At 71.5% G+C, this 11,794-nt stretch carries 9 protein-coding genes; 5 read left to right on the plus strand and 4 right to left on the minus strand.

Annotation, left to right across the window (positions count from 1 at the left end; genetic code table 11):
- Positions 1-126: 126 nt before the first annotated feature.
- On the plus strand, positions 127-1,329 hold the full coding sequence (locus tag LCD33_RS27100) for a helix-turn-helix transcriptional regulator (protein WP_224968754.1): 1,203 nt from the start codon (positions 127-129) through the stop codon (positions 1,327-1,329).
- A 57-nt stretch (positions 1,330-1,386) separates the two neighbouring features.
- Positions 1,387-1,662, plus strand: coding sequence for a hypothetical protein (locus LCD33_RS27105; protein ID WP_224978426.1), 276 nt, complete (start codon positions 1,387-1,389; stop codon positions 1,660-1,662).
- Positions 1,663-1,664: 2 nt separating this feature from the next.
- Here LCD33_RS27105 and LCD33_RS27110 read toward each other — a convergent pair whose 3' ends face one another.
- Positions 1,665-2,510, minus strand: coding sequence for a hypothetical protein (locus LCD33_RS27110; protein ID WP_224968750.1), 846 nt, complete (start codon positions 2,508-2,510; stop codon positions 1,665-1,667).
- Position 2,511: 1 nt separating this feature from the next.
- Complete coding sequence (locus LCD33_RS27115; RefSeq protein WP_224968748.1) at positions 2,512-6,543, minus strand: AAA domain-containing protein; 4,032 nt, start codon at positions 6,541-6,543, stop codon at positions 2,512-2,514.
- A 570-nt stretch (positions 6,544-7,113) separates the two neighbouring features.
- Between LCD33_RS27115 and LCD33_RS27120 the strand changes: the two genes are divergently transcribed.
- Positions 7,114-7,689 (plus strand): helix-turn-helix transcriptional regulator, encoded by a 576-nt coding sequence (locus tag LCD33_RS27120; RefSeq protein WP_224962449.1) that lies wholly within the window; start codon positions 7,114-7,116, stop codon positions 7,687-7,689.
- Between the two features lie 5 nt (positions 7,690-7,694).
- Here LCD33_RS27120 and LCD33_RS29525 read toward each other — a convergent pair whose 3' ends face one another.
- Together LCD33_RS29525 and LCD33_RS27130 are read right to left on the minus strand one after the other, a co-directional pair.
- The gene (locus LCD33_RS29525; RefSeq protein ID WP_224962447.1) at positions 7,695-8,339 is read right to left on the minus strand and encodes a helix-turn-helix domain-containing protein; all 645 of its coding nucleotides are present in this window, start codon (positions 8,337-8,339) and stop codon (positions 7,695-7,697) included.
- Between the two features lie 131 nt (positions 8,340-8,470).
- Complete coding sequence (locus LCD33_RS27130) at positions 8,471-8,995, minus strand: ATP-binding protein (protein WP_224978427.1); 525 nt, start codon at positions 8,993-8,995, stop codon at positions 8,471-8,473.
- Between the two features lie 490 nt (positions 8,996-9,485).
- Here LCD33_RS27130 and LCD33_RS27135 point away from each other — a divergent pair, with 490 nt between their 5' ends.
- On the plus strand, positions 9,486-10,127 hold the full coding sequence (locus tag LCD33_RS27135; protein WP_224968744.1) for a DUF6801 domain-containing protein: 642 nt from the start codon (positions 9,486-9,488) through the stop codon (positions 10,125-10,127).
- A 160-nt stretch (positions 10,128-10,287) separates the two neighbouring features.
- On the plus strand, positions 10,288-11,794 hold a 1,507-nt coding region (locus LCD33_RS27140), incomplete at its 3' end, for a CocE/NonD family hydrolase (RefSeq protein WP_224978428.1).

The following is an 11,794-nucleotide window of genomic DNA, read 5'->3' on the forward strand; positions in this document are numbered from 1 at the left end:
GCTTGCGGGGGCCCCCCCGCCCCCGCCCCCCACCCCCCCCCCCCCCCGGGGCCCGCGGCGCCGGGGTGAGCGCTCGTTCGGCGGAGTTGTTCCGTCGCACCGCCGCGGCGTGGATACTTCGGGTGCATGGGCGATGACGTTTCGTGGCGGATCAAGCAGGCCAGGGAGCGGGCGGGCATGAGCCGTCCCGTGCTGGGCGGTCTGGTGGGGCGTTCGGCCGAGTGGGTCAAGGCGGTGGAGACCGGACGGCTGCAGACCCCGAAGCTGCACACGCTGATCCGGCTGGCGAAGGCGCTCGACATCGCCGATCTCGCCGAGCTCACCGGGAACCACGACCCGGTTCAGGTCTCCCGCCTCGACGGCGTGAACACGCACTCCGCGCTCCAGGAGGTGCAGACCGCGCTCACCACGAGCAGGTTCCGCGCACCGGCAGGTGACATCGACCTGAGCCACCTGGGGGAGCGGCTGCGATCGGCGTGGACCCTCCGGCACGCCTCGCCGGACCACCGCACGAAGGTCGGACGACTGCTACCCGCTCTGATCCGCGACGCGCAGGACGCGGTGCGCGCGCAGGACGGTCCGCAGCGCAGGCAGGCGCGGCGCCTGCTCGCGGGAGTGCACCTGCTGGCCAACTTCTACGTCGCCTACCAGCCCGCGCCCGAGTTGGTGTGGCTCGTCGTCGATCGCGCGGTCACCGAAGCCCACGAGGCGGACGACCCGCAGCTGATCGGTGGTGCCGCCTGGGCGATGGTGCAGGTGCTGCGCGAGTCCGGACGCTGGGACGAAGCGCTCGAAGTCGCTACCGGGGCGCTGCGCCTGCTGGCGGCGCGACCCGAGGACGACGAGTGGAACGGGATGCGCGGCGCGCTGCTCGCGGAATGCGCGTTGACCTGGGCGCGCAAGGGGCGGCTCGGCGAAGCCTTGCGGTACTGGGACCTCGCCGACACCGCGGCCCGGACGCTCGGGCCGGGATACCGGCACGTGCAGTCGAGCTTCAGCGTTGCGGTGCTGCGGGCGCACGCGGTCAGCATCAACGTCGACCTGCGGCGCGGCGGCGAGGCGTTGCGGGCGGAGCGCAGGCTCGGCGGCGGCCGGATCGCCTCGGTGCCGCCCCGGGCACGGCACCTGATCGAGATCGCTCGCGCGCATGAGCAGCAGGACGACCGCCAGTCCACTTTGGCCACTTTGCGTGAAGCGCACCGCACCGCGCCGGAAACGACCCGGTTCAACGGCTGGGCACGGGAACTGTCCGCCGCACTGCTGGAGAATCCGCCCACCGGCGAGGCGGCTGCCGCCCGCGAACTCGCCCGGGGGCTGCAGGTCAGCTGATCAGGTGAGGGTACGGAAGCTACCCGGATGCCGGACTCCGCTCCCTAACGTCGTGGCATGCCGAAGAAGAAGTTCCTGCCGATGACGTGGGTGTTCGCCCGCACCCCGGCGGGACGGTCCTACACGTTCCGGTGGGGGCGCGGGGAGCACGTGATGACGGTGCACTCCGGTGACCGGCGCGGCTCGCACGACGACGAGCACCTGCTGGAAACCGTGCACACCGGCGGCGACTGGGACGACGACGAGGACGTGCGGGTGCTCGCGCGGAAGTGGTTGCGGTGCAACGACGAACTCCCCGAGCGCCCGCCGCGCCGCGGCCCCGGCCGCCGGTGAGGTCAGGACACCGCAGGCAGGTGCTCCTCCAGGTCGTTGAGCAGCGCGCGCACCGGCGCCCAGCACATCATCACGGTGTCGTCGTCGAAGGTCACCCCGCCCCGCAGCTCCGCAGCGGGGTGGACGAAGTTCCGGAACTCCACGACGTGATCGGCGAAGTTCTTCGCATCGCTCTGGATCCAGTCCCGCTCGTGCGCGGTGTCGAGCATGATCTGGAGCCCTGCCTTGTCCGGCTTGAACTTGCGGCCCGTCGTGCCGATGAAGCCCTCTTCGCGGATCTTCTCGTCGCGTTCCATGAACAGCGAGTACAGCAGTCCCTCCACGAAGCTACCGATGGCGATGATCGTCATCGTGTGCGCCCCGACCTGCTCGCACAGTTCCGCTTCCCGGGCGCGGTTGAGCAGCCGGTCGACCGCCGTCGCATTGGCGATCAGCAGCGGCAGGCGCGCTGCGAGGTTCTCCGGGGCGGAGTAGTGCGCGGCCCCGTCCGCTCCGACCTCGCCGAGCACCGGACGGCCGTCGACGAGCGAGATGACGAGTCCCTCCGCGTCCAGCTTCTCGTTGAGCTGCTCGCGGAACTGCTCGGCGATCACCCGACCATCGTCGTACTCCACCGGATCGCACACCCGGCACAGCAGCCGCTCGATCCGCGCGTGGTCGTCCCGGTTCTCGATCAGCTGCTCGGCCAGCCACGGCACTCGCGGTGTCCCGTCGTACTCGGGAGCGGGCGTCCACCCGGCCCGGCGCAGCAGCGGTTCCAGCTCGTACGACTTCCGCTCGTACGGCCCGCCCATGTCCACGATCACGGCGGCGACCCGTTCGGCGGTGCGGTCGTCCAAGGGCAACATGTCAGCGGTCCTCCCGATCTGCTTGGTCCTGGGCGATCTGCACGGCGCGGGTCAGGCGTTGCACGATGACCCGTCCGCGTTTGGCCTTGCCCAGCTCGGCCATGGCCTGGGTGATGCGTTCCTCGCGGTCCAGCTGCAGGCCGTCCGCCAGCAGCCAGCGGCACAGCCCGATCAGCTCCCGCTCGGTGTACTTGTCCATCGGCTGGCCGGGCAGCACGTCCGGGCGTGGCCCGCGCCGCGATTCGGGGGACGGGCCGGACGTGCGGACCGGCTCGGCGGGCGGCTCGGCGACGGGTTCCGCGTCCGCGTCGCGCATCGCCTCCTCCCACGCCTTGACGATCTTCTCGGTCTCGCCCGCGCGGTCCGCGAACCACGCCGAGGCCCACACGCGGTGGAAGCGCCAGCCCAGGTTCTCCAGGTGCGCCTGCCGCAGCCGGTCGCGTTCGCGGACGCTGTGCGCCCGGTGGTAGCTGTCGCCGTCCGCCTCGACCGCCAGCACCATCCGACCCGGGTGGTCCCGGTGCGCGAGCGCGAAATCGATGCGGTAGCCGGAGAAACCCCACTGCGGGTGGACCTCGACGCCCCGCTCGGTCAGCGCCCGCCGGACGTCCTCTTCGAAACCGTTGAGCTCTTGCGGCAGCTGCCGCCCCACCTGGTCGATCTCACCGTGCCGCTGTGCGAACTCCAGGTACCGGCGCAGCAGCTCGGTGCCGTTCGCAGTGTCCGAAGGAGCCAGCGCGCCCGGCTGGAACGAGCACACCACGCTCATCCGCCGCTTAGCACGGGTCACCGCCACGTTCAGCCGCCGCTCGCCGCCGGAGCGGTTCAGCGGTCCGAATCCGCGTCCGTCCACCCTGTCGTCGGCGCGCTTGGCGACGCCGATGGTGAGGATGATCGCGTCCCGCTCGTCGCCCTGCACCCGCTCCAGGTTCTTCACGAAGACCCGGGTGTCCAGAGCGGCCTGCGCGTCGAAGAACTCCTGCACGTCCGGGCGTTCCTGCACCGCCTGGCGCAGCTTCGCCTCGATCCGCGCCGCGTGCTTGTCGCCCATCGCGATCACGCCGAGGCTCTCGTGCGGGCGCGTCGTGGCGTGCTCCAGCACCAGGTCCACGACCCGTTCCACTTCGGCGGGTGCCGATCCGTCCTGGCCCGGCGAGGCCACCCCGTCGACGACGTGCAGCGACACCGGCGGTTCCTTGCTGGAGCCGGGGAAGGTGACCAGGCCGTCGCCGTAGATCTCCCGGTTCGAGAACGCGATGAGCCGTTCGTCCCTGCTGCGGTAGTGCCACCGCAGCTGTTCCTGGCGTTGGATCGGCGTCCGCATCGCCGTCAGGATCGACTCGTAGTCCTGCAGCGCCGTCTCGTCGCTCTCCCCGTCCTCGATGAGCATCCGGCCGAAGAAGTTCGACGGCGGCAGCTGCTTGTCGTCCCCGGCCACCACCAGGCTGCTGCCGCGCGCGATCGTCGCGATCGCGTCCTGCGGCTGGATCTGGCTCGCCTCGTCGAAGACCACCAGGTCGAACAACCGTTGCGCGGGCAGCGTCCGGCTCACCACCAACGGCGACATCGCCCAGCACGGGAACAGCGCCAGCAGCACGTTCGGCGCGTGCTGCACCAGGCTGCGCAACGGCATGTGCCGGGACTTCTTGTTCGCCTGTTCCCGCAGCAGCTTCGTCTCGTCCGGATGGTCGTCGCGCACCTGGCGCAACGCCTTGCCGACCTCCCAGAGCACGCGGTCGGCCGAGGAATCGCGGTGCTCGGAGTCGGCGTCCCGGTAGTCGCGGACGAGGCGGTCGTGCTCGGCGGCGGTGAAACCGCGCAGCGCGGGGGAATCCAGCTTGAACCGGTCCAGCAGCGACTTCAACCAGGTGTGCCGGAACAACGCCCAGGCCGCGTCGCCGTCGAGGTCCCGGCGGGCGATGTCCTGCACCAGCTGCCCGAGCCCCAGGCGTTCGAACTCGCCGAGCAGCCTGGTGATGTCCTCCATCCGCCACAGCGTGTCCTGATCGGCGACCAGCTCGTCGAGCTCGGCGTCCACCTGCTCGACCGGTTTGCGCTCCACGTCGCTGAGCTTCGCGAACAGCGCCACCGAGGTGAGCTGGTCGCGCAAGGTGTTGAACCGCTCCATCGTCTCGCCGAGCCCGGTCACCTCCGACGGGTGCCCGGCCGGATCGCCGAGCGCCTGCCAGCGATCCCGCTGGGAACGGACCGCCGCGAGCTTGCGGTGCAGCACCGAGCGCTGCTTGATCCCGTCGGTGGAGGCCTCCGTGAGCTCCTTGTGCAGCCGCCTGCGGGTCAGCCAGCCGAGCCTGTGCCCCGCCTGGGCGCGTTCCCGCCGCGAGGCGACCGCGAAGTACCAGTCGTCGAGCAGGGTGCTGAACACGTCCGGCCCGAACGCGCGCACACTGTCGTTGACCTCGCCCAGCAGGTGCAGCACCTCCTGCCAGCCCGCCAGGTCCAGCGGCGTCCGCAGCCCGGTCTGCCGCAGCACCGAGGTCATGCTCTCCCGGCCCGCGTGCAAGGTTTTCGTCGCCAGCGAGTTCAGCTTGAGCAGGATCTCCTCGATGTCCTGGGCACTGCGGATCTCCGCCTGCCACCAGGGCGATTCCCGCCGCACCACCCGCAGGCCGCCCTTGTCGATGAAGCCGCGCAGGCCCTCTTCCAGGCGCGTGGCGGTGTCGGCGTCGAGCAGCTGCAGGACCGGCTTGGAGAACACGTGCGGCGAAGCGGGCGCGCGGAGTTCCAGCAACTTCGCCTGCACCTGGAACGCGCTGAGCCCCCACGGATCGCGCGGCCGGTGCAGCTCGTCGGAGAACGAGCGCAAGGCGGCGCGCCGCTTGCGCACGTCGCGGTGGTGGGCGGCCACCTCGGGCCGGGTGTGCCGCCCCGCCGACTCCAAGCTGTCCTGCAGCTGGCGTGCCACGTGCTTCTTGTCCAACCGCTGCTGGTGCAGGTCGAACACCAGCTTGTCCAGTCCGACCTGCGCCAGCCGGCCGGTGACCGCTTCGATCGCGGCCCGCTTCTCCGAGACGAACAGCACCCGCTTCCCGCGCGCCGCCGCACCCGCGATGATGTTCGCGATCGTCTGGCTCTTGCCGGTGCCCGGCGGCCCCTCGATGAGCACGTGGTGCCCGGCCAGCGCGGTGTCGATCGCCCGCTGCTGCGAGGAGTCGGCGTCCTGCACCAGGAACTCCTCGGCCGGTTCGACCGAGTCCGCGGCCGGGGCCTCGTACCCGGCGGACTGCGCGCGCACCTCCGCCTGCGCCGGCTGGTCCCCGGCGAGCGCCGCGATCAGGTCGTGTTCGGTGAGCAGCTCCACGGCCTGCTGCAGGTCCTCGACCATCGGCTGCTTGGCGTAGTTGAACAGGCCGCACACCACGGCGGGTTCCACGTCGAGCGGGACGCCCTGGCGCTCGGCGACCGAGGCGAGTTCGGCGCCCACCCGGTCGACCTGCTCCTGCGGATCCTCGGTGGCGCCCAGCACCTCCTGCACGGCCGCGGTGAACGCGGGCAGGTCCAGGTCGAGGCCGTAGTCCTGGTCGAGCGCGTGCAGCAACACCGGGTTGATCTCCACGTCGCGCTCGGTCTCCAGCACGAACTCGCTCTCCGCGGCCGTGCGCGCGGTGATCCGCAGCGAGCGCAGCAGCAGCGGAGCGCGGGTGCCGCGCGCTGGTGCGTGCGCGGTCGCACCGTGCCGGGGCTTGGCCACGACCAGGCCTTGCGCGACTTTCCCGATGTCGATGCCCTGTTCCTCGGTGAACGCCGTCATGGTGCGCCGCAGCGAGCGGGCGCGGGTGCTCGCGTCCTTGTGCGCGGCGGAATCCTCGAACAGTGCGCTGAGCTTCACCGGCTTTCCGAGCAATAAATCCCGCACGAATGCGGGTTTCGCATTCGACAGGTCCAAACTCGTCGTCTTCGTGTTCTTGAAGTGCAGCAGCGTGTTCTGCGGGCCGAACTCGATGAGGTTCTTCGCCCATTGCTCTGCTGCTGCGCGCACGAGGTCGAGGCGCTGTTCGTGCTGGTCGGCGGGCATGCCGCGGATCTCCTCTACCGGAAATGTCGCACTGATTCCTGCTGACGCGGTGCAGGGCCGCCGATCGCGGCGAGCCCAACAGGATCTCGAACCACCGGGGCAGCGACAATCGTCTGAAAGGGTGAGGATTCCGCGGTGTGCGGCGCAGTTCCGAGTGGTTCTTCTGCATCGTGCCGCATGGTCCGACCCGCATTGCAAGGGGTCGGGGATCAATGGCTCCGGATATCGTGCTAGTGCTCGTGAAGTCGCCGGCAGCGGTGGAGCGGCGATTCGAGGCGGGTCCCGAACTGCGAAGCGGTAGGGCGGAGTGATCCGCCCTCAGTAGTCCACAGTGGACGTGTCGGAGGTCTTGCGCGCCGGATGCGATGCACCCCCGGAACAACGCATCCGGCGCGGCACCGCGTGCGCGGCGCTCCCTGACCCCCTGGCTCGGGTGGCAGGAACGCGGCGCACCGGACCGAGCCGGACGCACCGAAGGCCCAGCCGCGGCCCTCCCGGTGCGGAGTTCGTGGCTGAGTTGATTCCTGCTGGTGAGCAGCCTAAATTGTGGCGCCCGCCGAATACAAGGGGATGAGCGCTTACAGTGGGACGCCAGGGGTGCTCGAACCCCTGCGCTTCCTGGGGGTGTTCGTCGTGTCGGGTGGTCGGCGCGTCAGCGCGCGGCGTTTCCGGTTGCTCTGCGAGCAGCGCGGCTACGGTTACCCGGAATTGGCCCGTGACCTGCGCAAGCGGGGAGTCGTGGTGTCCAGGGACGGGATCGCGAGATTGGGCCGGGCGCCCGATTCACCGCTGCCGCTGTACGCCGCCGAACTCGCCGGGCTCCTCAAGACCTCCGTGGCCTACATCACGGGCCGCGACGGGCAGTTCCTCGGCAAGCGGTTCCGCGACCTGTACCGGCAGCGCGGGTGCTCGCTGGCGGCGCTGGCCGACCAGCTGCACCGCTCCCGGCAGGTCAAGGTCTCCACGCAGTACCTGCAGCAGCTCGCCTGCGGCCGGAACACGAACCCGCGCGCCGAGATCGTGGACGGGCTCGCCGCGCTGCTGGGCACCACGCCGGACTACCTCAACGGGTGCGACGAGGTCGTGGTGCCCGAACAGGTCCGGCGCACTCCGCGTCCCGGGCCCCGCACAGCCGCCGAGAGCTGAACCGGTCAGCCGTGCGCGGCCGGCCGCTCCTGGTGCGCGTGCAGCGCGTGCGCCCACGCGACCAGCGGCTCGGCGACCACGCGGAAGTCCAGGCCCGCCCGGCTCAGCGAGTAGGTCGCGGGCCGCCCGCCGCGGTCGTGGTCGACCAGCCCGCGCCGCTCCAGCTCGCTGAGCCGCTGCGACAACGTGACCTGGCTGATCCCGACCTCGCGCGCCAGCTCGTTGAAACCGCGCGGCCCGGTCAGCAGCACGCACACCACGTGGATGGCCCACTTCTCCTGGAACAGCCCCAGAACGCCGCCGGAGACCTCACCGGGTTCGGTGGGGCGCAACCCGTTCCGCGTCGCCCACGCCGTCATCTCCGCGAACATCGGCCGCAGGCCCGCGCCGCGTCCGGTCAGCGAATAGCGGGTGCGCGGCGGAGATCCGTCCAGGACCTCGCGGCGCACCAGTCCCGCGTCGGCGAGTTCCGAGAGCCGCTGCTTGAGGGTGCTGGGGCCGGGGCCGGGAACCTGCCTGCGCAGCTCGTTGAAGCCCAGCGGGCCCGCACTCAGCGCGTGCACGACGTGCAGCGCCCAGCGGGTGTTGAGCACACCGACCGCGGCGACGAACACCTCGTCGTAGCGGACCTCGGTCGCTCCTTCCGGCACACGCCCATGATACGGACCGCTCCGCGCGCTCGGGCGCTGCGCCGTCCTCGCGCGAACGGCGCGAGGGGATCAGCGGGGCGAAGTTCCTCCCAGGCGCGGAGACCGCCCCGTTCCGCGTCCGGGAGTTCCGCTCACTCCGGCCTGCGGTGCCCGCCGCCCGCGTTGTTCAACCCGGACAGCAGCCGCTGCATCACCTGCGGGTCCAGCTCTTCCGGCTCGTCGCCCAGCGCCTCGGCGGCGGGGGAGCGGCGCTTCTCGCGGCGCGGCAGCGGAACGGCCGAGGCGTTCATCCCCGGCGGCAGCGCGAGTTCGCACCAGCGGCGGTTCCCGACTCCGCGCAACGGCTCCACGCCGGTGCGCTTCCCCTCCAATTCCTGCAACGTGGCGGGAGCGGGGCCGCGGGTCTCGTCCTCTACTTCGATGACCAGGCAATCGCCGCGCAATCGCAACCTGATCGTGAGGAATCCCGGAGATTTCGGGTCGGATGCCTGCACCGCGGCGTTCACCATGCTGAGGGTGGTCTGCGCGGCCTCGTCCGCGAGCGGCCGCAGCGACCACTCGCTGAGGGTGAAGCGCACGAAGATGTCAGTGCAGTTCATCGCGGTGGGCAGGGCGATGAGTCGCAGGTCGTCGACCTGTGCGGTGTCGGCGTTCACCTGGTTCCTTCCTGTCGTGCTCCGGTGCGAGCCGCAGTCGTCACCCGGACTCCGTATCTTGCCAACCTGGCTTTCTCCCGCGTCCGGCAGGGTTGCCGCTGAGGGTGTCATGCCGGACGGTCCGCGCGACAGTCACGATCCGAACGCGGCGAGGGCCGTCGTGCGGTGCGGCGGAGGGTTCGTGATCGATCCATTGTGCGCACCGCCGCGCCGGTGGTGATGAGCTCGGTGACAACGTGCGCCGGAATTTCGGTGCGGGCAGCGGATTTTCCACGCGGAACGTTGTGCCGGGGGATTCCCCTCGGTAGCGTCCGAATCGTCCGGTGGCAATTGAAATTCCCGCCAGGCATCGCACTTCTCATCTCAGTCGGAATGTCCCGCGCGAACTCGTGCGTTCGCGCGGCGGCTGGAAGTTCTCTAGTGGTCCGAAATGAACGCCGGGCGGTGTCCGCAGCTCGGGCGCCGATGCCGCGCGCAGACTGGAGGAACTGTGCACCTGAACGCCGAACGCTCTCGAACCGCCCGACGCGGGGCGGCCCTGGTCGCCGGGGCGGCGCTGGCCGCCACCGCGATCGGGACCGGAACCGCCGCGGCGGAGCCGGTGACCACCACGCTCGGCTACACCTGCGACTTCCCGCTGATCGGCAAGGGGCCGGTCAGCACCGACATCGCGGTGACCCTGCCCGACTCCGCGGTCGCCGGCCAACCCATCGAAGCCACCGACTTCAGCGCGGCGGTGACCGTCCCGGAGGACACCGTGAACGGGTTCGACCTGGTCGGCGCGGCGACCGTCGAAGGATCCGCCACGGTGACCGCCGTGGTCACCGACGGGGCGGGTGCCGCGCAGGACGTGGTGATCCAAGACCTGCCGGTGCCCAGCACGCCCATCCCCGACTCGGGCCCGCTGGTGGTCACCGCCGCCGGCCCGGTGCCCGCGGTGACGCCCGCGGCGGCCGGGGCGGCGACCGTGTCGGTCGCGGACTCCTTCACCGCGAAGCTCACCCCGAAGAAGGCGGACGGTTCCGGCACCCTGCTCGGCACGTTCGACCTGACCTGCACCGTCGACCCCGGGCAGGACCTGGTGCTCGGCACCGTCGCGGTCACCGAGGCCGCGGTGGCCCACCGCAGCTGACCCGCAGACCCCCGGGCGGGGCCGACCGCCCGGGGGTTCCGGGACCGGCGACCGCGCTCGATCTCGGTTGGGCGCGGATTCGCCGAGCTGAACCGAATCGGTGCCTCGCGGTGCGGTTCACTGGTGCGCTGTGCCGCGGATCACCCGAGAGGAGCCCACCGTGCGACGTCTGCTCGTCCTGGCGACCAGCGTGCTGGCCGCCGCGCTGCTCGCCCCTCCGGTGGCCGCCGCGGCCCCCGGGGTGGCGATCACGCACCGGACCGTGCCCGGTGCCGACGGCGTCCCGCTGGAGGCGAAGGTGATCGAACCGACCGGGCGCGGCGACGGCCCGTTCCCGCTGCTGGTGATGCCCGCCAGCTGGGCGACGCCGAACATCGAGTACGTCGGTGCCGCCGCAGGCATGGCCTACGACTCCGGGTACGTGGTGGTCACCTACACCGCCCGCGGCTTCTACGCTTCCGGCGGAGCCGTCGACGTGGGTGGCCCGGCCGACGTCGGGGACGCCTCCGCGGTCATCGACTGGGCGTTGGCGAACACCGGCGCCGATCCCGCGCGGATCGGGATGGGCGGCATCTCCTACGGCGCGGGGATCAGCGTGCTCACCGCGGCCGCGGACCCGCGGGTGCGGGCGGTGGCGGCGATGAGCGGCTGGAGCGACCTGCTCGCCTCCCTCTACCCGAACGAGACCGTCAGCACCCAGGCGGCCGAAGCGCTGCTCGCCGTCGGGCACGTCACCGGCCGGTTCGGCCCGGAGCTGCGGGAACTGGAACGCGCCTACCGGGAGGACCGCGTCGAGGACGTGCTGCACCTCGGCGACGACCGGTCCCCGCTGCGCGAGGTCGACCGGCTCAACGCGAACGGCACCGCGGTGCTGCTGGCGAACGCGTGGGAGGACTCGCTGTTCCAGCCGGGGCAGATCACCGGCCTCTACCGGCGGCTCACCGGTCCCAAGCACCTGCTGCTGTCCCCGGGCGACCACGCCACCCCCGACCTGTTCGGCGCCGCCGGGCTCCCCAACGACGTGTGGGACGCCGCCCGCCGCTGGTTCGACCACCACCTGCGCGGCGCGGACAACGGCGTCGACACCGAGAACCCGGTGCGGCTCGCGCCGATCAGCGGCGGCACGTGGCGCGACCACCCCGACTGGGAGTCGGTCACCGGCACCGTCGACACCCGGCACCTCGCGGCCTCCGGGCTGCTGTCCGACCGGCCGCAACCGGCGTGGCGGCGCGAGGTCCGCACCGGCGTCCCGACCGCCGCCGACAGCGGCACGATCTTCGTCAACGGGCTGCTCCAGCAGTTCACCGGCATCCCGCCGCTCGCCCCGGTCGGGCTGCTCGACCGCGCGGCGGCGGGCGTGTGGCAGACCGAGCCCTACCCGACCGGCGTCACCGTCGCGGGAGCGGCGACGCTGCACGCCACCGTCGTCCCCCGCGCGGAGACGACCTCGCTGGTCGGCTACCTCTACGACGTGGACCCGGCGGGCGGCGGCAAGCTCATCACCCACAAGCCGATCACGTTGCGCCGCAGCACGATCGGCGAACCCCGCGCGGTCGACCTCTCCTTGGAACCCGCGCTGTGGCACGTCCCCGCCGGCCACCGCCTCGCCCTCGTCGTCGACACCGTCGACCCCCGCTACGCCACCGAACCCCCGGGCCCGACCACCA

The sequence above is a fragment of the Saccharopolyspora sp. 7B genome (assembly GCF_020177435.1).
In the GTDB taxonomy this organism is placed as follows: Bacteria; Actinomycetota; Actinomycetes; order Mycobacteriales; family Pseudonocardiaceae; genus Saccharopolyspora_C; species Saccharopolyspora_C gregorii.